The 21,811-nt window shown below is 50.7% G+C and carries 23 protein-coding genes, 2 pseudogenes and 1 other annotated feature; of the genes and pseudogenes, 7 read left to right on the top strand and 18 right to left on the bottom strand.

Translation table 11 applies throughout. The annotated features are described in order from the left end of the window. The first annotated feature begins 84 nt into the window (after positions 1-84). The gene (gene radC / locus MKFW12EY_RS12590; RefSeq protein WP_054762630.1) at positions 85-558 is read left to right on the top strand and encodes a RadC family protein; all 474 of its coding nucleotides are present in this window, start codon (positions 85-87) and stop codon (positions 556-558) included. 224 nt (positions 559-782) lie between these two features. Here the strand turns inward: radC and MKFW12EY_RS12585 are convergent, their stop codons facing one another. The 16 genes from MKFW12EY_RS12585 to MKFW12EY_RS12510 all read right to left on the bottom strand — a co-directional run bounded on the left by MKFW12EY_RS12585 (position 783) and on the right by MKFW12EY_RS12510 (position 13,931). Beyond that, entirely contained in the window at positions 783-2,150 is a 1,368-nt protein-coding gene (locus MKFW12EY_RS12585; protein WP_054762628.1) for a pentapeptide repeat-containing protein, read from the bottom strand. Positions 2,151-2,920: 770 nt separating this feature from the next. Further along, on the bottom strand, positions 2,921-3,151 hold the full coding sequence (locus MKFW12EY_RS12580) for a DUF4287 domain-containing protein (protein ID WP_221053109.1): 231 nt from the start codon (positions 3,149-3,151) through the stop codon (positions 2,921-2,923). Positions 3,152-3,163: 12 nt separating this feature from the next. Then, entirely contained in the window at positions 3,164-3,565 is a 402-nt protein-coding gene (locus tag MKFW12EY_RS12575) for a DoxX family protein (protein WP_221053108.1), read from the bottom strand. A 55-nt stretch (positions 3,566-3,620) separates the two neighbouring features. Further along, positions 3,621-4,328: a helix-turn-helix domain-containing protein gene (locus MKFW12EY_RS12570; protein ID WP_221053107.1), complete on the bottom strand. Its 708-nt coding sequence runs from the start codon at positions 4,326-4,328 to the stop codon at positions 3,621-3,623. Between the two features lie 466 nt (positions 4,329-4,794). Continuing rightward, a complete protein-coding gene (locus tag MKFW12EY_RS12565; RefSeq protein ID WP_221053106.1) occupies positions 4,795-5,625 on the bottom strand; it encodes a class I SAM-dependent methyltransferase in 831 nt (276 codons plus the stop codon). Between the two features lie 35 nt (positions 5,626-5,660). Further along, positions 5,661-6,719, bottom strand: a complete 1,059-nt coding sequence (gene arsB, locus MKFW12EY_RS12560; protein WP_221053105.1) for an ACR3 family arsenite efflux transporter — start codon at positions 6,717-6,719, stop codon at positions 5,661-5,663. A gap of 31 nt (positions 6,720-6,750) precedes the next feature. Continuing rightward, a complete protein-coding gene (locus MKFW12EY_RS12555; protein ID WP_054762626.1) occupies positions 6,751-7,197 on the bottom strand; it encodes an ArsI/CadI family heavy metal resistance metalloenzyme in 447 nt (148 codons plus the stop codon). An 18-nt stretch (positions 7,198-7,215) separates the two neighbouring features. Continuing rightward, positions 7,216-7,740: an arsenate reductase ArsC gene (locus MKFW12EY_RS12550; RefSeq protein WP_221053104.1), complete on the bottom strand. Its 525-nt coding sequence runs from the start codon at positions 7,738-7,740 to the stop codon at positions 7,216-7,218. A 15-nt stretch (positions 7,741-7,755) separates the two neighbouring features. Beyond that, on the bottom strand, positions 7,756-9,513 hold the full coding sequence (gene arsA / locus MKFW12EY_RS12545; protein WP_221054606.1) for an arsenical pump-driving ATPase: 1,758 nt from the start codon (positions 9,511-9,513) through the stop codon (positions 7,756-7,758). A 34-nt stretch (positions 9,514-9,547) separates the two neighbouring features. Continuing rightward, complete coding sequence (gene arsD, locus MKFW12EY_RS23195) at positions 9,548-10,144, bottom strand: arsenite efflux transporter metallochaperone ArsD (RefSeq protein ID WP_221053103.1); 597 nt, start codon at positions 10,142-10,144, stop codon at positions 9,548-9,550. A gap of 15 nt (positions 10,145-10,159) precedes the next feature. After that, positions 10,160-10,642, bottom strand: coding sequence for an arsenate reductase ArsC (locus MKFW12EY_RS12535; RefSeq protein ID WP_054762625.1), 483 nt, complete (start codon positions 10,640-10,642; stop codon positions 10,160-10,162). 55 nt (positions 10,643-10,697) lie between these two features. Further along, complete coding sequence (locus MKFW12EY_RS12530) at positions 10,698-11,189, bottom strand: arsenate reductase ArsC (RefSeq protein ID WP_054762622.1); 492 nt, start codon at positions 11,187-11,189, stop codon at positions 10,698-10,700. Between the two features lie 85 nt (positions 11,190-11,274). Then, a complete protein-coding gene (locus tag MKFW12EY_RS12525) occupies positions 11,275-11,604 on the bottom strand; it encodes an ArsR/SmtB family transcription factor (RefSeq protein ID WP_082409873.1) in 330 nt (109 codons plus the stop codon). Between the two features lie 418 nt (positions 11,605-12,022). Further along, positions 12,023-12,373 (bottom strand): hypothetical protein, encoded by a 351-nt coding sequence (locus MKFW12EY_RS12520; protein ID WP_054762620.1) that lies wholly within the window; start codon positions 12,371-12,373, stop codon positions 12,023-12,025. A gap of 164 nt (positions 12,374-12,537) precedes the next feature. Next, a complete protein-coding gene (locus tag MKFW12EY_RS12515) occupies positions 12,538-12,744 on the bottom strand; it encodes an AAA family ATPase (RefSeq protein WP_054762618.1) in 207 nt (68 codons plus the stop codon). A gap of 167 nt (positions 12,745-12,911) precedes the next feature. After that, complete coding sequence (locus tag MKFW12EY_RS12510; protein ID WP_221054605.1) at positions 12,912-13,931, bottom strand: restriction endonuclease subunit S; 1,020 nt, start codon at positions 13,929-13,931, stop codon at positions 12,912-12,914. Here MKFW12EY_RS12510 and MKFW12EY_RS12505 point away from each other — a divergent pair. From MKFW12EY_RS12505 to MKFW12EY_RS12495, 3 genes and pseudogenes are all read left to right on the top strand, one after another. After that, the gene (locus tag MKFW12EY_RS12505; RefSeq protein ID WP_245006298.1) at positions 13,920-14,702 is read left to right on the top strand and encodes an IS110 family RNA-guided transposase; all 783 of its coding nucleotides are present in this window, start codon (positions 13,920-13,922) and stop codon (positions 14,700-14,702) included. The genes MKFW12EY_RS12510 and MKFW12EY_RS12505 overlap by 12 nt on opposite strands. A 23-nt stretch (positions 14,703-14,725) precedes the next feature. Continuing rightward, positions 14,726-14,941: pseudogene (locus MKFW12EY_RS12500) on the top strand (transposase); the annotation flags it as partial. A 47-nt stretch (positions 14,942-14,988) separates the two neighbouring features. After that, a complete protein-coding gene (locus MKFW12EY_RS12495) occupies positions 14,989-16,086 on the top strand; it encodes an IS5 family transposase (RefSeq protein WP_221053058.1) in 1,098 nt (365 codons plus the stop codon). Between the two features lie 237 nt (positions 16,087-16,323). On the opposite strand, the pseudogene MKFW12EY_RS12490 reads toward MKFW12EY_RS12495, so the two are convergent. Next, positions 16,324-16,569: pseudogene (locus MKFW12EY_RS12490) on the bottom strand (transposase); the annotation flags it as partial. A gap of 178 nt (positions 16,570-16,747) precedes the next feature. Here MKFW12EY_RS12490 and MKFW12EY_RS12485 point away from each other — a divergent pair. Further along, a complete protein-coding gene (locus MKFW12EY_RS12485; RefSeq protein WP_054763849.1) occupies positions 16,748-17,359 on the top strand; it encodes a hypothetical protein in 612 nt (203 codons plus the stop codon). 47 nt (positions 17,360-17,406) lie between these two features. Beyond that, positions 17,407-18,635, top strand: a protein-coding gene (locus MKFW12EY_RS12480; RefSeq protein ID WP_245006282.1) for an IS3 family transposase whose coding sequence is annotated in 2 segments (ribosomal slippage) — positions 17,407-17,698 and positions 17,698-18,635 — 1,230 coding nt in all. Because the reading frame shifts where the segments join, the coding sequence is not laid out codon by codon here. After that, positions 17,691-17,807: a sequence feature (AL1L pseudoknot), on the top strand. Its footprint overlaps the gene before it by 117 nt. A 208-nt stretch (positions 18,636-18,843) precedes the next feature. Here the strand turns inward: MKFW12EY_RS12480 and MKFW12EY_RS23055 are convergent. Further along, positions 18,844-19,014 (bottom strand): hypothetical protein, encoded by a 171-nt coding sequence (locus MKFW12EY_RS23055; RefSeq protein ID WP_245006527.1) that lies wholly within the window; start codon positions 19,012-19,014, stop codon positions 18,844-18,846. Between MKFW12EY_RS23055 and MKFW12EY_RS12475 the strand changes: the two genes are divergently transcribed. Next, complete coding sequence (locus MKFW12EY_RS12475; protein ID WP_245006517.1) at positions 18,973-21,774, top strand: CheR family methyltransferase; 2,802 nt, start codon at positions 18,973-18,975, stop codon at positions 21,772-21,774. The genes MKFW12EY_RS23055 and MKFW12EY_RS12475 overlap by 42 nt on opposite strands. Positions 21,775-21,811 lie beyond the last annotated feature (37 nt).

Raw genomic sequence — 21,811 nt, 5'->3', positions numbered from 1 at the left:
CCATCCCATTTCATCACCATTCCGGAGAACGTCCGCCCCGCCAGGGGGGGCGTTCTGCCGTTTATTTCTGACAGGAGACAACCGATGTTATTCATTCGCGGAAGCAATAACCGTTACCGCGTGGCCGCTGAAGACGATGTGATCTTCGAGGCCTTGCAAATCTATAACCGCTATTTCAGTCGCGGCGAAGCGCTGACCGATCCCGACAAAGCCAAGGACTGTATCAAGTTAAAACTGGCACCGTTGGAACACGAAGTGTTTCTGGGGGTGTTTCTGGACAATCAACACAAGGTCATCGCCTGCGAGGAATTGTTTCGTGGCACCATCGACGGCGCCAGTGTCTATCCACGGGAAGTGGTGAAAACCGCACTGCAACACAATGCCGCTGCGCTGATCTTTGCCCACAACCATCCGTCCGGCATCAGCGAACCCAGTCAAGCCGACCGGGTGATTACCGAGAAGCTAAAAAGCGCCTTGGCCTTGATCGACATCCGGGTACTGGATCACTTCGTGGTCGGAGAAGCCGTGTACTCCTTTGCGGAGCATGGGTTACTCTGAGAAGGGCCGGGCATAAGTCGGCAGGCGATACCGGGACATACCCCCGGTATCGCCTGCTTCGCACAAGGAACTAACCAAACAAAATTTTTTCCTGAAAAATCCGATTTTCATGCCCACTATAAGCAGCGTTTGGTATCGATCAAAACGCCGCCGGTACATAGAGCACTTTCGCTGCAGAAAAACACCATTAGTGTCGGATTGCTAAAGCGAAGTCGCATTACATGCTATTCAAAAGGCCGACCGAAGTAGGTCAATATACAAATCGCTAATAAGTAAAGGCTAACCATAGCTTGGACTCCTGCCACTGTGCGGACCCATCCAGTGGATTCTAATGAAAAACTACGAGGCTGGGCTCTTGATAGCCAATTGCCAATACTGAATTCGCGAAAACCGAAGTGAAAGGTCGACATTAGCGAAAAATATGCAGACCAAGCAACAAGAGTTAGACCTCTGGACGCTACGCACTCTACGTAGCCCGGATTATCTAACGTCGGACCGCCACTCCTGACTTCAAGCCGATCCTTGGGCCAAATACGATATATGCCCGAACGCGGCCTGGGGAAGTGAGCTTGGCGCCACATAGCCCAGCCGTAAATTGGAATTAGCCCACACCAAATAGATGCTATCAAAAGCAATGCACGACCAGGGTGCATTCCATATGCGGTTGTCCAATCGAACGCTACTTTGCGAAACACACCTTCCACCCCATCGGGTGTTCGCCAAGACCATTCGGCGATTGCGTGAGCAGTCTTTCCGCTTTCCAAAGCGTATGTTAGTTGGCGTTCTAGTTCGCGGTGACCACTTTTCTTCAGTAATTCGCGTAGCTGGACAAGCCCGTCTTCACGGCTTTGGGGAAACTTCAAGGACTGCAAACCTCTGATGCCCGCTACAAATGCGTTTGGTGATGCGGACTGAGGCGAATAGGTGGCTCCTGTCATATCTGAATAGGCTAAAATTGTTTCATCCACAACCGAATTTTGGAGGACTGCACCTTTTAGATCGGCTCCTTCTAGGTCTGCATGGTCTAAACGCGTTTGCTCTAAATATGCCTTTGTCAGTTTAGCTCTGATCAATTTTGCACCACGCAAGTCTGCTAGATACAAATCGGCTTGGCTTAGGTCCGCCCCCGACATTTTGGCATCTTTCAAAACAGCAGCAGTTAGATTTGCATCTTGCATTTGAGCATTATCAAGATCCGCTGTGCTAAGCTGTGTCAAGTGTAGGTACGCCTTTGTCATTGATGCCCCAAATAAATCAGCGCCATGCAATTGGGACTCACTCAAATCAGCCCCTCTAAGGTCCGCTTGCCTCAGAAATGCACCGTTGAGATTTACTCCATGCAAATCCGCGTTACACAGCGTCGGTCTGCCGTCTGCGGACATCGATTTCGTTTGCGCATCCCACTTTTCTAGCCATGCCTGATGATCCGAAAGGAATTGTTCAAGTTGTAATTTAGAAATCTTACATTCTGGCGACCTAGGGCATTGCTCGCTGGAACGCGGACAAGCACCTTCTCGCTCGATCGGCATCCACGCGGCGCAACACAGGACAAGAGCCACAATTGTGGCGACGCGTAACAGAAATTTAAGCATAAGATATTCCTCTCACACCGCACGGCATCAAACACCATAAAATTAGAAATTAGAGTACATTTACGGGAAAATGATCCTCAATGTAATAGTTTATAGATTTGTATATGATTTTCCTTTCAGAATCTCGTCGGTGGCAGGAAATGATCTAATTCCAGTCATTTCATCAGATTAGGTGATGGCCATAACGGGTCGTTTTGTACCTTTGAATGATCGTTCAGAATACCAACGGTCATTAAACAAGCATAAAAATAGAGCAAAACGTACTGCATCGATTCTAAGTCTTTTCACCTTTACTTACATCGCCAAACTACGAGCCCGTCAATCACGTCATTCGCCGTTCGATGCTGCTTTGCCTTAATCAACGACATCAGGGTTCGAATCAAAATCTGCAGTGCTTCTGACTCTGTGGCACTAACAAAACGACTGGTTCTGCCCTGATCAGCGGGGCATGTCTCAGGTAGCCAGCGCTGCGGATACGATTTAACCTGGAATCCACGATGGACCAAAATTTCAGCGACAGCAGGTTTTCCGCTGGTCACAGTCCATTTAACTTTTTTCAATGCGTGCAGGCCACCGAGTAATACCAAAATCGGTTGGTCGGCCGGAAAGGCGGCGAGCCGGTTCGAAATTCTTCACGCGCGATGTTCGGGACTATAAACTTGTCCAGGCGACAGACTCGTTGGGCAGGACTTAATGTTTCTGTCATTTGAGATTCCCCGGAGGCTGTTGTTGATGTTGATGTCTTCAAAGCTGGGCTGCGCGTAAATCCCTTACTTGTCTCCTTCATTTTTTGAACCTTTGAGAACGGCAACAATGGCCATTGCATGACCATGCCCAAGTTCAAAGTCCTCCTTGAGCCAAGCCACAATTTGCCCTGCTTTGACATCGGTGCGGAGCTTGCCGTCGGCCATGAAGCCCTTTTTTGTGGCAAGTTGTTTGAAGTCATCAGCCCCCATGCCCGTTTTTGCTTTAATGTTGTCGAGATATGCTTGAAATGACATAAAAGCCTCCAATTAAGTAAAAAACAGCGATTTTAATCGGCGATTTCGGAAGAGCAGACCGGCCCAAAGAGCAATACCTACGTAGCAGCCGAACAAGATATGGCTAAAAAGTGGATTGCCAGCCCGAAGCTGAACTGCAATCGCGCCTCCGAGATAACCGGTTAATAGCAAGGCCCCGAGTGGTGATGTTTTTGGGATGGCATAGAGTATTGTGCAAACCAAAAGTAAGATGCCAAGGCCGCGCGCCAACTGGGTTGAACTGATGAAACCCAACTCCTGCATTGCATCCGTGACAGGTTGAATAGGAACCAGCTTTATTGCGGCGTCGAATAGCAGGAAGGCAACGACTAATCCGCTGAGGATTCGGCCAATCCAGATAATGCCTGATGTGCTTGCTTGTGCCTCGATAGACATGAATATCACCTTTAACTGGTTTTACAAAAACTTACGCAGATGAAAAGGTAATGGATCAGGTTCCGTCTGTATTGTATAAAAACGACAACTGTTCCTCCCCACGCGTAATTTCTGCCGGGGTCTGTCCGATGAAATATTTTAGCGAACGGGTAAGATGGGCTTGATCGTAATAGCCGGCATCGTATGCCACCTGGAGAATAGGAACCCCACGCTTCAATAAATTTGTGGCATGGCGGGCACGTGCGATCTGATTAATGGTGGTTTGGGTCATCCCCGTCACTCTTAGAAAATGCCGCTGCTCGGTACGTTGGGAAAGCGGCTTCGGCTGACCACGTAGTGCGGCCTCGACGCATGGGTCCGTCGCAATTAATCCCTGTTTTACGAGACGATTTACGAACGTTTCGGCGTGTTCGAATGTGGGGTACTCCCAGGCTGAACCATTTAAATAAAAAGATCGGCCTGAGGCATCTGGCAAGGTCAGATCATTACGGTCAAGGAGTTGGCCTGATGGTAGTAAGGGCATGAAAGTACCGAGCTTGAAATGGATACCAAACCATTCCCCATTTGCGGGACAGTCAGCCATGGTCGCTTTAGTTTCCGGACCGCGAACGGTGAGGAAAGTCTTTCCCTCGTGTCTGGTGACAACCATTACCCAGTTGCACGCAGCCATTGAGTGAAATGTGCCGGCCCGCTGGCTCTGGCTTTGCCAAACTCTTTCAACAACAGGAGAGTCTGATGCTCTATCTTCAAAGACAATGAACAAATTTCGGCCTCCGATGTTACTAACACCGCAAATTGCCGGCGCGAGCGAAACGAACATCCGAGTAAATTTGCATTGTTAGGTTACCCCCTATCTGGCCAACATACGACTTTCGATGCATGGTCGTCAAGAATGAGCTTGAGAACTAGCCTTTTTAGGCGGTATAGCTTACCTTTTAGGAATGATAGACGACCCTAGATAACTCCGAACGGATAATCAGGTAAAAATGACAGCCTGGATATTTCCCGTTTTTTGACGTTTGGAGAATATTCGCCACTTTCCGCTTAGGGTCGCCCAAGGGACCGCGTTCTCTTCAGATTCATCACCGGAAAGCTGTCATTGAATTCCGATTCCAGAAAGCAGCCAGTCGTCACTGAGTTCAACCGACCCGAAGGCGACAATCATTGCGAAATCCTAAATTGTCGGCTTTCGCAAACATTACAGACAATCAAATCTAAAGATTGGTCAGCTAAAGAGACGATTTTTGCGCTACGCCATAGAGTACATTGGTGGTAATTGACTGTACTCGATCATTTTTGAGGCGCTTCAAATTTGTAGCGTACACATGGTTAAAAGCTTCGGCATCCAACTGCTCCAAGGTGCCTCGATAGCCGCTACCCATGGCAATTTTCCACCAATCTTCTGATGTTTGTAACGGATGAGTGCCTGCTTCTGAAGTGATGTCATCCGTATAAACACCCGCCTCGGCGAGCATTTGCTGTAATCCGGCTGGATCAGAAATCCTGTCCCAAGGATTGAAGCTACGTTGCAAATCGGGTCTGACGTTGCCGACAGCATCCCAAAAGGCGCTGTTGGCTGGCTCAAATAAATCAGGTCCCCAGGTGGTAATCGCTAAACGGCCGCCCGGTTTCACCATCCGCCAGAGTTCTCGAACAGCAGCCGGCATATCGGGTACAAAAAAGATGCCGAATACGCAGACCACCGCGTCAAACTGCTCATCGGGATAGCCCAATTCGAGCATATCGGCGACGCGAAACTCGATGTTTTCAAGTTGCTTGGCAGTTGCCTTGGCTTCGGCCAAGGCAATCAATTGGTCGGCAAGATCGACCGCAATGACTTTACCGGTTGTTCCAACCTGCTCGGCGGCCGGTAGTGCAGAGCCACCACTTCCCGAACAAACATCCAGCACTGATTCGCCTTCCTTCAAGCCGATTCTTTCAACGGTTCTTCGACCAAAACAATGCCAAAAAGAGCTGACCGGATGATCGAAATGATCGGCGGCCGCGTTATAAGTCATGGCTGCCTTGGTTTTGGCAACTTGATGTTCGGTCGTATTCATAAAGTTTGTGTCGCTCATCAGTTATTTGAAGTTGGTTATCGGCCCGCAAATAACCGTTTCTGAAACAAAAACGCCACATTGACCAATGCCACCATCATCGGCACTTCGATCAAGGGACCAATCACTGCCGCAAAAGCGGCGCCGCTATTGATACCAAACACCGCCACTGCAACGGCTATCGCCAACTCGAAATTATTGCTGGCTGCGGTAAAGGCCAAGGTGGTGGTTTGGCCGTAATCGGCGCCTATCAATTTGCCCATCGCGAAACTGACCAAGAACATCACGACAAAATAGATCAACAACGGCACGGCAATCCGCAACACATCCAACGGCAACTGCACGATCAACTCGCCTTTCAAGGAAAACATCACCACAATAGTAAATAGCAAGGCGATTAACGTCAGCGGGCTGATTTTCGGTACAAAATTTTGCTGATACCAGTCCTTGCCTTTTGTTCTAATCAGCAGCAAGCGCGTGGTGAAACCGGCGATGAAGGGAATACCCAGATAAATAAAAACAGTCTTGGCAATTTCGCCAATGGTGATGGCAACCAGGCTACCCTGCATGCCGAATAATGGCGGTAGTATGGTTATGAATAGCCAAGCGTAGACACTGAAAAACAGCACTTGAAACACGCTGTTGAAGGCGACCAAGGCGGCGCAGTATTGGTTGTCGCCCCGAGCCAGTTCATTCCAAACGATCACCATGGCAATGCAGCGAGCCAGGCCGATCATGATCAATCCGGTCATGTATTCCGGATAATCGCTTAAAAATCCAATCGCCAACGCAAACATCAGTACCGGGCCGATGATCCAATTCTGAACCAGCGATAACCCCAATACTCGCCAGTTGCGAAACACGTCCCCGAGTTCTTCGTAATGCACCTTGGCCAGCGGCGGGTACATCATCAAGATTAAGCCAATGGCGATGGGAATATTGGTCGTGCCGACCGAAACGGCATTGTTGTTTTCATTGACCTGAGCGGGCCACATAAAACCAACGCCGACGCCAATCGCCATGGCGATAAATATCCATAGCGTCAGAAACCGATCCAGGAACGATAGACGAGGATGCGGACAAAGCGGGGTATTCATGGGTAATCTCCTAAAAAGTGGATAGCGCGGCCTAATCGTGATTGGGATCAGTCTTTTTCGGCTGACAGCAAGGCGATGCATGTTCCAGTTGGATGACATCATCTTCACCGAACATGGGAATGCTATTTAAAGAATGAAAAGCTTCCCAAGCGATGCCCTGTGGATCGACTGTCCAATATTTATCCGATTGGGCATAACAGCAAGCCGCCTGTTTTTGTTCCGCAACCGGTAATGCCGCATCATTCAACCCTTGTTGTACGGCATCCAATTCAAGGGTGGATTCAACCTGAATGCCTAAATGATCCAATCCAGGTTTGCGTCCGCGACGGGATATTGCGAAATTGATGCGCGGATCATCCAGCATCCATTTGGCGTAATCTGGTTCCAAAACCGATGGTTCGGCTTGAAACAAGGCATTGTAAAAACGGATATTGGCGTCGAGGTCATCGACAGCGATATGAATATGAAAACGCTTCATAGTTTGACTGAGTAACCTTTATTCATGGGATGTAGGGATCATTTCAGTGGTTGCATGCCCAATCCGCTCAACCTGCCGGATTAACGTTAACGCATCCAGTTTTGCGATTGGCAATTCACAAAACAATTCGACTCGCCGTTTTAAGAGGCTATAAACGTCAAAAAATACTTTTTTTCGTCGTGCCTCGGAACCGTAAAGCAACGCGGGATCTTCTACTCCCCAATGCGCTCTTATGGGTTGGCCTGGCCAAACAGGACATGGCTCGCCCGCCGCCTTATCGCAAACCGTGAACACGAAATCGAGCGGGAATGCCGCCTCGCCGCTAAATTCCAACCAGTGTTTACTGTGCAATGGGCGGGTGTCGTAATCCAGCCGTTTCAGTAAATCCATGGTTAACGGATGCACGGTGCCCGCGGGTTCGCTACCGGCACTGAACGCCCTAAAACGGGCTTGGCCTATTCGATTAAGAATGACCTCTGCCATGATGCTGCGTGCCGAATTCGCTGTACAGATAAACAACACGTTATAGATTTTTTCTGACATGAAAAAATCGCACGGTTACTGTCCAGGATTGGCTAAGTGTTGCAAGCGCGTAATGCCGACAGGCTCTTCCTGTAACAACGGCACGACGGCATAACGCGGCGCATGCTGGTTGGCGATGGCCTCAATTTCGCGCAGTTCGTTGTGGGCCCGTTGCTGCAAGAGCGGGGATTTGACTGGGGTGGCGGCGATGCTGTTATTGACGATCCAGGCCCAGGGTTCGATGCCAGCCCGACGCAGATCGTTTTGCAAATTAGCAGCCTCCAGGACGGGGGTGGTTTCCGCCAGCGTCGCGATTAACACTTTGGTTTGTCGGCTATCCTGCAATTGCATCATCGGCGTCAGATAGTGGGCACCGGTTTGCATTTGCCGAGCGACTTCCCGATGATAAGCCCCGGTCGCATCCAGTAATAGCAAGGTGTGGCCGGTAGGTGCCGTGTCCATCACTACAAATTGTTTGCCTGCTTCACGAATGATCCGCGAAAACGCTTGAAACACCGCTATTTCCTCGGTACAGGGCGAACGCAAATCTTCTTCCAATAATGCTCGGCCTTGGTCGTCCAGTTGAGCGCCTTTGGTTTCCAATACATGCTGGCGGTAGCGTTCAGTCTCGGCATGAGGATCGATACGGCTGACGGTTAAATGATCCAGCACGCCATCCAAGGTTTCCTGCAAATGCGCCGCTGGGTCAGATGTCGTCAAATGTACAGGCAAACCGCGACGAGCGAGATCAACTGCTATCGCCGAGGCCAACGTGGTCTTGCCCACACCACCTTTACCCATCAACATCACTAGGCCATGGCCTTCTTGGGCAATTTCACCAACCAAGGCGGACAAACTGGGATAATTGCCAAACCTCAAGGGCTCGTTCGGCATCACGTTTTCTGCGGCGTCATTGTCCAATAATCGACGCAGGGCACGCAGGCCCACCATATTGAAGGACTTCAATAAGACTTCATCGCGCGGCAAACCCGCTAGCTGTTTGGGTATTGCCGCCAAGGCTGCTTGTTCGCGTTGAACAATAGCCAATGCCAGAGGATCATCGGCTACCTGTTCAACCGGCATGATGGCATTGATGAGCAGATATTGATTATGCAAACCAATGGCGGCCAATTCTTCATGGGTACGCGCGACTTCGCGCAAGGTGGTTTGTTGAGGACGGGCCACCAGAATCAGCCGCGTTCGCTGACTATCGGATAAGGCCGCTACGGCTGCTTTGTATTGCGAGCGTTGCTTTTCCAAACCGGCCAAAGGCCCTAGACAGGATGCGTCACCTTTACCCGTTTCCAGGAAGCCGGTCCATGCCCCAGGCAATTGCAAAAGCCGGATGGTATGACCCGTCGGCGCAGTATCGAACACGATGTGGTCATAACCGGCGATCAACGCCTCATCCGTTAATAAACCGGTAAACTCGTCGAACGCGGCAATTTCAGTGGTGCAGGCACCCGATAGTTGCTCTTCGATACTTTTAACCACTGCATCCGGCAGCACGCCTTTTACCGGACCGACTATACGCTCCCGGTAGGCCAGCGCGGCGGCCATGGGATCGATTTCCAACGCGCTTAATCCGGATACATCAGGAATCGGGGTTATCCGGTTGCCGATAGTCAAACCAAAAACCTGGCCGACATTGGAAGCCGGATCAGTGCTGACCAGTAAAACGGGATGACCATTCTCGGCCAATCGAATAGCGGTAGCGCAGGCAACCGAAGTTTTGCCGACACCACCTTTGCCGGTGAAGAACAAAAAGCGTGGTGCGTGGGTTAAGTAGTGCATGGGCAACTCTTGAGTTAAGACATGAAAAGCCGTATTAGCGGCAACACCCGCCGGCTTCCTCTTTTGGCTGATCAGCCGAAGAGCCGCCACAGCAAGACGAGGCCGCCTTTTCGGTCGATCCCGAACCTAACATCCGGTCTGCCAGAGCCAACATGTTTTTACCGGCGGCTTGCTTGACCGTATAACCGATATTGACCGCTTCCATCATGGTTTCATTGGCGACACCGAGCTTTCTGGCCTTATCGTAATGGAACTTGAAACACGGATCGCAACCCGCCGCGATGGCTGCCCCAATGGCAATCAGTTCGGCGTTCTGCTCGGATATTGCATCAATATTCAGCCAGCGCATTAATTCGCTTCGGGATGGATAACGCCCCGTCAATGCCAGCGCCCCATCGATCAAGATCAATGGCAATCCTTCCGCCCCGGAACTTTCCAAAAAGGCTTTTACGACCGGATTTTCGGCGAATGCCATCGGTTGTTGCGCCAAATTAAAGCGTTCAATGGTGACGCCGTTTTGTTTAGCCCAGTCAACGTTGGTGGCAAACTCTACTAATTGCTGATCGACATCGACACCACACACACCGCTGCTGCAACATAGGGATGGATCGAAAACTTGAATAGTTGTCATGACTACACTCCTAAATCATTCAGGCAAAGAAACGCCGATACGGTCCATTTCCGCTTTCAAGCGTTCAGGCTGGTTTTTTAATTCATCCAGCGGTAAAGCCAGAAATTGCTCGATCCGGTAACGCAAAATGCCATAGGCCGTTTCGAACGCTGATTTGATTTCCGCTTCGGTGCCAACGGCATGTGCGGGGTCTTCCACACCCCAGTGACTGCGCAAGACAGGGCCCAGATAGGCGGGGCATGTTTCGTTGGCCGCATTACCACACACGCTGATCACAATATCCGGTGTGACTGGCAAATCGTTCCAGGACTTGCTGTAGTAGCCTTCGGTCGAGATGCCTTTTTCTTCCAGCAACGCCACGGCGCCGCTGTTGAGTCTGCCAATGGGTTTACTACCGGCGCTGATAGCCTGCCAGCCTTCGGGGGCTAGATGATTGAAAACCGCTTCACCCATCAGTGAGCGGCAAGAATTACCGGTACAAAGGAATAATACATTCATCGTAAATCTTAACGGTTGAGTAAGAAATGGGTAATGTCCCTGATTTATTCAGGGATTACTCCGTTTTGCCAATATCTTGAATCTGTCGTTGTAAGGACATGCGTTCAAGGTTGGCTATCGGTAAATTGGTGAATAACGTAATGCGACGCTCCAGAATGGCAAAGGCTTTGCCGAATGCCAGCCGTTTTTCATGCTCATCCGCCGCTGCGGGGTCAAATACCCCCCAATGCGCGGTCATCGGTTGACCTGGCCAAACCGGACACACTTCGCTTGCCGCGTTATCACAAACAGTAATGACGAAGTCCAAGGCAGGTGCATCGAGTCGCGCAAACTCATCCCAACTTTTACTCCGTGCATTGGGTAGCGTAATGCCTTCTAACTCCAGCCTTTCCAAAGCGAAGGGATTGACTTGACCCGTCGGATGACTACCGGCGCTGAAAGCATTGAAGTGGCCATTGGAGTATTTGGTCAGCAGGCCCTCAGCCATGATGCTTCTGGCCGAGTTACCGGTGCACAGAAACAGCACGTTCAAAACTTTATCGTTCATGATGTTTTCCTCTCAATGACAAGTTGATAAATGGTGATGAACTGAGCAAAGCAGCCATTGATTTTGAACGAGTTCAACAGTCACCTTATGTCTCGACCGTGCAAACCGGATGAGAAATTGATAAACAATCATTACCACCACAGCAGTTCTCGCTCAAGAACGCCAAAAGTTCATTCATGGCATCAAAATTGGCTGAATAAATCACAAACCGGCTCTCATTGCGCGATTTGATCAAGCCGGCATAAACCAATTCCTTAAGATGAAACGACAGCGAAGATGGTGGAATTCCCAAGGTTTCACTAATTTTGCCGGCGGTCAAACCGTCGGACCCCACTTGAATCAGGATTCGAAAAATGGATAAGCGTGTTTCTTGAGCGAGGGCAGCGAGAGCAGTAACGGCGGTTTTATTTTCCATATTTCAAAATTAGTCGAAATATAAAAATTAGTCAATGGATTTCACGAAATTGTCACGCGACAAAGTTAGGCTTGGCGTTCCAGTCATCATCTTTCGGTTCAATTTATGAAAAAACCAGCATTATCAAAACTGGCGGTGGCCATTGGCACCTTTGGTTTAACCCTATTTCCAGAATGAGAGAATTTTCATCCTCAGATTGCGAACGATTGGTGTTCCCGTAATGGCATACATAGGTATAGACATTTCGAAACTCCTGAACGTATGTCACGACCGATTTGCCAATACAGCAAAACCAATTCGTGGTTGACGGATAAGGCCGCGCGTTGCGGGGCGGAATGGATACGGGTTTTGAGATCGGTTAGCCAATCGACATAGCCGTGAGGTGTGTCAATTAACGAGATAGGATCATGTTTAGTATTCACGAAATGGCCTCTAATTCTGATTTCCAAGCCGCTAATCTGCACGGTTCCAAAATAGTATTGAACAGTACTTGATGAACCTCATAATGAGGTTCGGCCGCTGAAAGTTCCTCCAATTCCGTTTGAAAATAATTTTCTATTTCGCCATGCGTTTGCCGAGTTTGGCCTTTCTCAAGTCTCTGCCGTTCGCGCTCCATTAATTTCCGTCTTTGTTTTAAATGTTCCGCCTTAAATTCGCGTGTCCAGCGCTCGGTTAAATTAAGCAACCTATCCAAATTAGCTGCTTTCGGAGCATCGACGAGATCGAAAGTGGAGAACGTTATTGACGCTGTATGCTGATCGTAACCCAAAGACACTGAACCATTAGGATGCCTCAAATACGGGTGAAACCAATTTGTAAAACAACCCGAATCATGCACGGACTTAGTGCCTTTGATTCCTGGGGAATTACATTTCCCGCAAATCGGCACCAAATTATCAACGCCAACACTGAACAATGGATATTCGCTTTTAGCTAGCCAATGATCGACTTGTATATCATCAAGGGTAAGGCTAAAAACACCTCGGCCAAGGCGCGCAGCAAATTGGATTTACCGCTGCCGTTGACGCCAACTACGAAGCGAATCGCGCAATCGCGTTGCAGCGGCGAACCGCTAGCGAATAACACCTTGATGTCCTTGATCGGTGGGTAGTCTTGCAAATGTAGATAACGCAGTTTCATTAAGGATCTCACTACACATAACTTCCCCCTTTGAAAAAGGGGGATTAAGGGGGATTTATTTAAAAAATCTCCCCCAACCCCTCTTTTTCAAAGAGGGGGGCAACAATCTTGTGATTCGGAACAATCCATGTTCCGGGAAGCGCTTTATTGCCATGTCTTAAGCCCGCTTACTCCGCTAAATGACCGGCCAATGGCCCATCGCCATTTAGCGCGTTTATCAACACCGCCGCGTCGCTCAAGCGGCTGTTCTCGTCGTTGCGTAGCGGGCGGAAGGCAGTTAAGTACTCGGTTTGTTGTGTCGCCGCATTCTGGCGCGGTACGCTGACTTTGGCGATCAAGCCCAAGGCCGCCAGTTGTTCCAGCGTGCGGCGAATACGGTTGGGCGAGGCGTTGAAATGTTCAATCGGCCAAGTGGTTTGCGGATCGGTGCAGAAGTCGTTAAACGCTTCGGGATCGTCGACGATGACCAGTTTTTGAGGCCATTCGTGACGCAACATGGTCCAAATTGCACCTTGAAATTCACTGAGTTCGTTGAGGAGCCAATGGCGAGCGGGTCGCCCTTGTTCGTTCAGTTTTCGGAGTTGATCTGGAGCGGCGTCACGAGTTTTTGCCCTGACTGATTTTGATGTTACCGGTTGGGTTTGATTATCGAGTTCGTCTGCCTTGAATGGCTTGGTAGACTTTTTATTTAGTAACTCATCCCTTTCCGCTACAGCGGCGACAATTTCATCCCTATTTGTTTCTCGCCAGCCGGCGGTCAATTCACCGGAAAATGCAGCAATTTTAAGTTCGTTCAGCAATTCATTATGCTTTTCGAATTGCTCAGTCGTTGCTTGACTCAGTAAACGCACCTGTTTAACAAAATCGGCGAACTCAAGTTGCAGTGATTCGGGCGGCTTGGGGACTCGCAACGTTCTTAGCGTTTCCAGGTTGATATTCATCTGCGCCGCTTTCGGTGCCCTATGCTCGAAATATTCCTGATAAAACCTGATGCAATACAGCACGTATTCGCTTGAGATACCCTCAAACGGCGTAAAGCCAACAACACTATCCGGGAAACAAGCATCGAATTCCAAAATCGCTGCTTTGGCAATATTGGCGGCAATGGTGATGCACAACGTGCCTTTTGGCCAAAGCTTGCTTTGAGCTAAACCAGCCTCTGAATAAGTCGATTTATGCGTCGTGATCCAGTCACCTGCATTGGCAACTTCGCCGGTTTAACCGTCAGCGTCGTCAATCCGGCACAAATCAAAGCCTATGGTGCTTCACGGCTCACCCGCAGCAAAACCGACACCATCGACGCCAAACTCATCGCCGATTTCTGTGCCGAGCGCCAACCACCTGCTTGGCAGCCCCGTTGCGAGGCGGAAGTCACGCTACGTGCTTTGGTGTTACGCCTGGACGCCTTACAAACCATGCGCACTCAGGAAAGCAACCGCTTGCTGGTGGCACGGGAAGCCGTGCGCGAGGACATTCAGCAACATCTGAATTGGCTGGATAGTGCTATTCGGCAATTGATCAATACCATCAACGATCATATCGATCACCATCCTGATCTCAAGCAACAGCGCGAACTGCTCGACAGTATTCCAGGCATTGGTGAGCGCACCAGCGCCATCATTCTGGCGTTCTACGCCGACACCTCGCGCTTCGCCAATAGCCGGCAGGCTGCCGCCTTTGCCGGACTCGATCCCCGACAATACGAATCGGGCAGTAGCATCAAGGGCAAACCCAGGCTTTCCAAAGTCGGCCATGCATTCTTGCGTAAGGCGATGTATATGTCGGCCATGGTGACACTCTACAAAACGGCCTGGGGCAAACAATTCAGAAGCCGATTAGCCAGCGCCGGTAAGCCCAATAAGCTCATCATCGGTGCCATGATGCGTAAATTGATTCATGTGGCGTTCGGTGTTCTGAAATCCGCTAAACCTTTCGATTCGGCTGTGCATTTGGCTTGACTCGGATAACAGTATCTTTGGGTACCAATGCCATCGAGTCGTTTAACATGAGCCTTAGGAAAATCACCAAGAATCGCGGCTCGTTCCCCAATGACGAAGCATTATCGAAACTGTTTTATCTGGCACTGATGAGTATCAGTAAAAAATGGACCCTGCCATTGCATGACTGGAAAGCCGCTTTAAATCGGTTTAGCAGGCTGGTGAAAAACTCCCAAAGCTGCAGTCATCAAGGCGCATAGCCTCAGCAAACAAGTAAAATAGCGCATCTAAATTGGAGAAGCCCCCCATGCGCGGACACGATGCCATTCAAAATAGCTGGTTCAGCTACGTTAGCCTGGAAGACCGTATTCCCAAACAGCATCCGTTGCGTCGTTTACGGCTACTCGTCGATGGCGTATTGGCCTCTATGGATGCGGTCTTTGCCGAATGCTACTCCCATACTGGCCGCCCGTCGATTGCGCCCGAAAAACTGCTGCGCGCCTTGCTATTGCAAGTGCTGTACACCGTTCGTAGCGAACGCCAGTTGATGGAACAGCTGGACTACAACCTGCTGTTTCGCTGGTTTGTCGGTTTGGGTATCGACGATGCTGTCTGGGAACGCAGCGTGTTCAGCGCCAACCGCGAGCGCCTGCTGTCCGAAGCACTGAGTCGCGAGTTTTTTGAGCGGGTCTTGGCCATTGCCGAATGGCAAAACCTGGTGTCCGACGAACACTTCAGTGTCGACGGCAGCCTGATCGAAGCCTGGGCCTCGCACAAAAGCTTCGTGAAGAAAGACGGCAGCGGTCCTGATAAACCCGCCGGCCGCAATCCCGAGGTCGACTTCAGCGGCGAAAAGCGCAGCAATGCCACGCATCAGAGCACGACAGACCCCGAAGCGCGGCTTTACAAGAAAGGCGAATACACCGAGGCCAAACTGCGTTACATCACCCATGCCCTATCCGAGAATCGTAACGGCCTGATTGTCGATGTCGAAACCACCCAAGCCACCGGCACCGCTGAAATCGAAGCCGCGCAAACAATGATCAAACGCCGTGTTCCCAAAGGCGGCAGCGTCGGTGCCGACAAAGGCTATGACCAACCGGCGTTCGTCAACAAACTCAAGACGCAAGACATCAAAGCCCATGTTGCTCGCAAAAAGACCGGCAGTGCCGTCGATGGCCGCACCGCGCGCGGCAAAGCGTACGCTCAAAGCCTCAAGCGCCGCAAAATCGTCGAAGAAGCCTTCGGCTGGATCAAGACCGTCGGGGGCCTGCGTAAAACCCGCCACATCGGCTTAGCCAAAGTCGCAGGTCAGGCCTTGTTTTGCTTTGCCGCCTACAACCTGACGCGCTTGCTCAACCTATTGGTGTTCACGCCGAAACCGGCGTGGAGTGCGCCCACCTAGGGCGAAGTGCGCCTGAAAACCGTCCACAGACGGCTTCAGGCGAATAAAAAGCCCTTGAAACAGGGGCAAAACGGTTGAAACTCGATGTCATGACCGATTTCAACACGAAAAAATCACGGAAACCGTGGGTAAGGGGAAATATCAGTGGGTTTTTCACCAGCCTGTTAGCATACAGTTCGAAGAACGGATGCCAAGCGACTAACCCAAACTCGTTTACACAAAATTCAGGACACCCTCCTTGGGAATTTTGACGACTACGTTCCCGACGCCTGTGACGATGTCTCGTTCAGGTAAATACCCATTGCGAACCACCGTCTGGCGGCCTTGCAAGTCAGTGACATTCCGGTAGTTGTTCATAAAGGCTTGGAGCTCCGCTTCAACGGCCTGTTGAATTAAAGCGCGGGCTCCACTCCTCAATAAATCAGTCAAGGCATCCTTAATAGAACCTGCACATTCCCTGTCTTTTGCGTTATCTTTGTTCATGGCGTTTCTCGTGTTTGCTGTTATTCGATCTCGACAATCTCATTTCAGCAGAGGACGCCTCCTCTCTTCAAGTTGGGCCCTACACCAGATCTAGTTATAACTCTTTATTTTAACTCGTTTATTTGCAGCAACAAGTCTTATCTACTCTAATTACCATTGTGCTTTTTGTCAGGCAATTATGCATTTATCCCAAATCAAGAAAAACGGGCGCAGATTAAATCATTCAAAAGCGATCCTGTCAGAGTCTGGCCGCGACCAATTAAGCGATACCCTAACATACGTGCTGGATCAGGATAATTTGATCATTAGCATAGAGGGCGTCTGGGATGAATTTGCTGGCCAGAATGACGGCGTTGGGGTTTTCAAAAGTGAAGTGCTTGGTAAGCCATTGCTTGATTTCATTAGTGGTAAGGTGACTAAACAGTACTGGCTGGATTTATTCGACAAAGTTCGCATAGCCGGGCAAACCATTAGTATCGATTTTCGTTGTGATGCCCCTTTTGAAAGACGTTTCATGCGGATGAGCCTGCAACCTGATAACGTCGGTTTTTTGCGAGTGAGCACAATCTGCATCAACAAGGAGCCGCGTGTCAGAGGTTTGTCTGCTCGCTGTGCAAAAGAGCGCACCAAACAAACCCTAGTGCGCTGCAGCAATTGCAATCGCCTCCGGGTCAAAGAAAACTGGTTGGAAGCGGATGAGATTGCTTTAAGTCAAAAAACAGGTTGTCTGGATGTTGTATATGGTATTTGTCAGGATTGCCAACATGCATTCCAGAAGGTAAGCATGTGAATCGCCCTGGTTTCCTCGGAGGCTCCAACCTTTGAGAGAATGGAGCAATGAACGAGAAAACGAGCAAGCATTATTCATCGGAAATTCGAGAACGAGCGGTTCGCATGGTGCGAGAGCATCAAGATGAATACCCGTCGGAATGGGCCGCTATCCAATCAATTTCGGCCAAGTTTGGCTGCACGGCGGAGACGTTACGTCGCTGGCTGAGGCAAACACAACCGATCACTAGCTCGAGCATAGAAGTGTCCGGCAATGGCGCGGAACGCATCAAGGCGCTGGAGCGGGAAGTCCGGGAGTTACGCCAGGCCAACGAGATCCTGCGTAAGGCCTCGGCGTATTTTGCGCAGGCGGAGCTCGACCGCCGGTTCAAGCCATGAAAGCGTTCATCGACGAGCATCGCGATGGCTATGGGGTCGAGCCAATCTGCAAAGTTCTGCCGATTGCCCCATCGACGTATTACCTGCATGCGGCGCGCAAAGCCAATCCTGAGTTGCGGTCGCATCGCGCCAAGCAGGACGAGGCCCTCAGTCAGCAAATTCGTCGAGTTTGGAATGATAGCTTCCAAAATTACGGCGCGCGTAAAGTCTGGATTCAATTGAAACGCGAGGGCTTAACCGTGGCCCGTTGTACGGTGGAACGCCTCATGCGAAGCCTGGAGCTGAAAGGCGTCAGGCGTGGCAAAACCATCAAGACCACCTTCAGCGATGCCAACGCGGAGTGTCCTCTGGATCGGGTGAATCGGCAGTTCAGCGCCGTACGACCGAATGCCTTGTGGGTGGCGGACTTCACCTATGTCAAAACCTGGCAGGGCTTCGTTTACGTGGCCTTCGTGATCGATGTGTTTGCCCGCTACATCGTCGGTTGGAAGGTATCGTCATCGGCGCATACCGACTTTGTGCTGGACGCACTGGAGCAGGCGCTTCATGACCGGCAACCCCAGCGCGATGGCGGCTTGATTCACCATAGCGATCGAGGCGTGCAGTACGTTTCGATCCGCTATACCGAGCGTTTAGCCGAGGCCGGCGTTGAAGCTTCGGTAGGCAGTGTGGGTGACTCTTATGACAATGCCTTGGCTGAAACTATTAATGGTTTGTACAAAACCGAACTGATTCACAAGCAATCCTGGAAGAGCCGCGAAGCCGTTGAACTCGCTACATTGACTTGGGTGGATTGGTTTAATCATCGACGGCTGTTGGGATCGATTGGTAATATCCCACCAGCCGAAGCGGAGGCTAACTATTATCGGCAACTTCCCGAGTCCGTCATGGCAGCGTGACTCACAACCTATGGCCTCCGAGATTCCCGGGGCGATTCAATGTCATTGATACTATAATGTGTGCAGTGCAGGAAAAATGAAAAAAACCTTCTGATGGGGATATCAGCTCAATTCAGGTGATTGCCCATCGATTTTTCTTAATTACTAACACAATAGGTTTCTTCGCATCATGGCGCGAAACTCAGATGATCAGAAGGCGGTCCAGTCATCAACCGCACCCCAAAAGCCTGCCAAGGCTGTAAAAAAAGCGGCGATTAAAGAAGATTTCAAAGGCTATGTCGTGGCCATAGGCGCCTCGGCTGGCGGTCTCGATGCGCTTGAACGCTTCTTTGACGAATTGCCTGTCGATATTGGCGCTGCCATTGTGGTGATTCAACATCTGTCCCCAGACCACAAGAGCATGATGGACAACTTACTGTCCCGCCATACCACCATGCCGGTGTTGATGGCGGAAAACGGCTTGTCTGTGCAGGCCAATCATGTCTACCTGATTCCACCGGGCAAGAACATGACCATGGCGGGTTGCCATCTTCGCCTGGTACCGAAAAGTCCGCATACACTCAGTTTACCCATTGATTTGTTTTTCAATTCGCTGGCCAAGGAATTTCTCAATCGATGTGTCGGTGTGATTTTGTCCGGCACGGGTTCGGATGGTACACGCGGTGCCGTAGCCATCAACGATGCAGGCGGTTTTCTCTTGGCACAGGATCCGGAAACGGCCAAATTCGACGGCATGCCGCGCAGTGTAATGGCGACCGGTTTGGTCGATGAAGTGTTGCCGCCGGAAGTACTGGCAGCCCGGGTGGCGGCTCACGTCAAAAATATCCATCCGCCGCAAGTCAAAGTCACGAAAGATAAAACCACCGGATACGACAATCCGATGGAAGGCATCTTCCGTTTGCTCTATCAGGAAGGCGGCATCAACTTCAAGGAATACAAACCTACGACGGTGATGCGCCGCATTGAGCGGCGGATGCAGGTCAGGCACGTGCGCGATCTGGGCAACTATCTTGGTCTGTTGGAAAGCGATCGTGCTGAAGTACTTACACTAAAACGCGATACCCTGATTCCGGTGACCAATTTTTTTCGCGATCCGGAAAGTTTCCAGACGCTGGAGCAGGCGGTCGTCGATACCTTGGTGCAGGAACATAAAGATGCCCAACCGATCAGGGTCTGGGTGGCCGGTTGTTCCACCGGCGAGGAAGCCTATTCGCTGGCCATGATGTTTGCCGAAGTCTGTGAACGTTTCAAACGCTGGCCACAGCTTAAAATTTTTGCAACCGATGTAGAGCAGACCCACATTGATTTCGCAAGCGCCGGGGTATATTCCGAAGGTATCGTTAATGAGTTGTCCCCCGAACGTCTGGAGCGTTTTTTCACTCGCAGCGGGAACCAGTTCGTAGTCAAGAACGACATTCGGCAGCATATCGTGTTCGCCCGGCACAATGTGCTGGAAGACCCGCCGTTTACCCGCATGAACTTGGTCACTTGCCGCAATACTCTGATTTACTTCGAAACCGTTGCGCAGGAAAAGGCCTTGTTGCGGTTTCAGTATGCCCTGACACACAACGGCTTTCTATTTCTGGGTTCCAGTGAATCGCTAGGCGCGTTGCACAAGGAATTTGCAGTCATTAACGCCAAGCACAAGATTTACCGGCTATTGCGCCCGGTGTCTTTGCCGCTGGATTTTAAAGACACTGGCAAACGCAATGAAAGTCGCTTGCGTATCAGTCAGATCAGGCGGGAGCGCAGTTGGACCAGCGAGGCGGCCACCATCGAGAGTGGCATGAACCAGTTGATAAAACACTATGCGCCGCCGGCCCTGCTGATTAATGAAGAGCGCGAGCTGGTGCATGTCTATGGGGATGCCCAGCGCTACATGCGCATCGCGGAAGGCAGCGCCAGCTTGGAAGTGTCCAAGCTGTTGGTCGGCAAGCTGGCGCCGGTCGGCATTGCCCTGTTGCACAAGGTGAGCAAGGACAATACGCCGTTACGTTCGGAGCCGCAAATGTTTGACCCTGGGCGGGGTGGCTCCGAACTGGTGCGGGTGGTGGTTTATCCTGTGATTCCGGAAGTGGGCGCCGATCTGCATTTTTTGATGGTGTTCGAAGCGCAGCCCAACGATTTGCAGATGATTGATCCGGAACCCATCGACGTCAGCGCGGTGACCAATGAGCGGATAAATTCGCTCGAACGCGACTTGTCGGCTACTCGGGACAGTTTGCAGGCCACCATTGAAGAGCTGGAAACTTCCAATGAAGAGTTGCAGGCCACCAATGAAGAGTTGATGGCATCCAATGAAGAATTACAGAGCACCAACGAGGAATTGCAATCGGTCAATGAAGAGTTGTACACGGTCAATTCCGAGAATCAGGAAAAGATAGAAATCCTTAACCGTCTGAATGCTGATTTGGACAACATGACCAAGGCAGCGCTGATTCCCACGGTATTCGTGGATAGCAATCTCAAACTCACCCGCTTTACGCCGGAAGCCAGCAAGATTTTTCGGATTCGGGAAGGCGATATTGGCCGCCCGATCGACGATTTCACCCATCAAATGGAATATCCGGAGTTTCTGGCTGATCTGCACCGGGTGATGGAGACCGCACAGGTCTGCGAACGGGAGGTCAAAACCTGGGATCATCATTGGTATTTGGTGCGTTCCTTGCCTTATATCGATCAGCCCCGCAACATTTCCGGGGCGGTGGTGACCTTATTCGACATCACCAATTTGAAGGATATGCAGCGGTTGCAGGGCATTCTGGATTCGCTGCCCGAACACATCGCTGTACTGGACAATCTGGGCCGCATCGTTCAGGTCAACCAGGCCTGGCGAGAATTTGCCGAGCGCAATGGTGATCGTGGCATGGCGCACAGCGGGCCAGGCTGTAATTACCTGGAGGTCTGCCGGATTCAGGACGGCTCTGACGCCGAAGTGGTGCAGCAGGTGCTGCAGGGGATTCACCATGTGTTGAACGGCGACAGGCAGCATTTTTCTATCGAATATCCTTGTCATTCCCCCTCGGAACGGCGTTGGTTTCTGATGCACGTAGCGCCGGTGCGCCACCCGGCCGGTGGCGTGGTGGTCAGTCATGTGAATATCACCGCATGGGTGGAGGGCGGGCGACCGCATGAATGAGCCCAATAACAATCAGGCCGTTAGTAAGGATGCTCAA

The sequence above is a fragment of the Methylomonas koyamae genome, assembly GCF_019669905.1.
Classification (GTDB): Bacteria; Pseudomonadota; Gammaproteobacteria; order Methylococcales; family Methylomonadaceae; genus Methylomonas; species Methylomonas koyamae.
This window is presented reverse-complemented; position numbering and strand designations above follow the sequence as displayed.

Excerpts from the sequence above, each read along its gene's own strand:
- MKFW12EY_RS12525 (WP_082409873.1), bottom strand. The coding sequence starts at position 11,604 with ATGGAAAATAAAACCGCCGTTACTGCTCTCGCTGCCCTCGCTCAAGAA.
- arsD (WP_221053103.1), bottom strand. The coding sequence starts at position 10,144 with ATGACAACTATTCAAGTTTTCGATCCATCCCTATGTTGCAGCAGCGGT.
- MKFW12EY_RS23055 (WP_245006527.1), bottom strand. The coding sequence starts at position 19,014 with ATGTTGAATCACCACAATGGCAGCGCCAATATCGACAGGCAATTCGTC.
- MKFW12EY_RS12550 (WP_221053104.1), bottom strand. The coding sequence starts at position 7,740 with ATGTCAGAAAAAATCTATAACGTGTTGTTTATCTGTACAGCGAATTCG.
- arsB (WP_221053105.1), bottom strand. The coding sequence starts at position 6,719 with ATGAATACCCCGCTTTGTCCGCATCCTCGTCTATCGTTCCTGGATCGG.
- MKFW12EY_RS12535 (WP_054762625.1), bottom strand. The coding sequence starts at position 10,642 with ATGAATGTATTATTCCTTTGTACCGGTAATTCTTGCCGCTCACTGATG.
- MKFW12EY_RS12505 (WP_245006298.1), top strand. The coding sequence starts at position 13,920 with ATGCGTCGTGATCCAGTCACCTGCATTGGCAACTTCGCCGGTTTAACC.
- radC (WP_054762630.1), top strand. The coding sequence starts at position 85 with ATGTTATTCATTCGCGGAAGCAATAACCGTTACCGCGTGGCCGCTGAA.
- MKFW12EY_RS12495 (WP_221053058.1), top strand. The coding sequence starts at position 14,989 with ATGCGCGGACACGATGCCATTCAAAATAGCTGGTTCAGCTACGTTAGC.
- MKFW12EY_RS12585 (WP_054762628.1), bottom strand. The coding sequence starts at position 2,150 with ATGCTTAAATTTCTGTTACGCGTCGCCACAATTGTGGCTCTTGTCCTG.
- MKFW12EY_RS12515 (WP_054762618.1), bottom strand. The coding sequence starts at position 12,744 with ATGAAACTGCGTTATCTACATTTGCAAGACTACCCACCGATCAAGGAC.
- MKFW12EY_RS12530 (WP_054762622.1), bottom strand. The coding sequence starts at position 11,189 with ATGAACGATAAAGTTTTGAACGTGCTGTTTCTGTGCACCGGTAACTCG.
- arsA (WP_221054606.1), bottom strand. The coding sequence starts at position 9,513 with ATGCACTACTTAACCCACGCACCACGCTTTTTGTTCTTCACCGGCAAA.
- MKFW12EY_RS12565 (WP_221053106.1), bottom strand. The coding sequence starts at position 5,625 with ATGAATACGACCGAACATCAAGTTGCCAAAACCAAGGCAGCCATGACT.
- MKFW12EY_RS12580 (WP_221053109.1), bottom strand. The coding sequence starts at position 3,151 with ATGTCATTTCAAGCATATCTCGACAACATTAAAGCAAAAACGGGCATG.
- MKFW12EY_RS12575 (WP_221053108.1), bottom strand. The coding sequence starts at position 3,565 with ATGTCTATCGAGGCACAAGCAAGCACATCAGGCATTATCTGGATTGGC.
- MKFW12EY_RS12485 (WP_054763849.1), top strand. The coding sequence starts at position 16,748 with ATGCATTTATCCCAAATCAAGAAAAACGGGCGCAGATTAAATCATTCA.
- MKFW12EY_RS12555 (WP_054762626.1), bottom strand. The coding sequence starts at position 7,197 with ATGAAGCGTTTTCATATTCATATCGCTGTCGATGACCTCGACGCCAAT.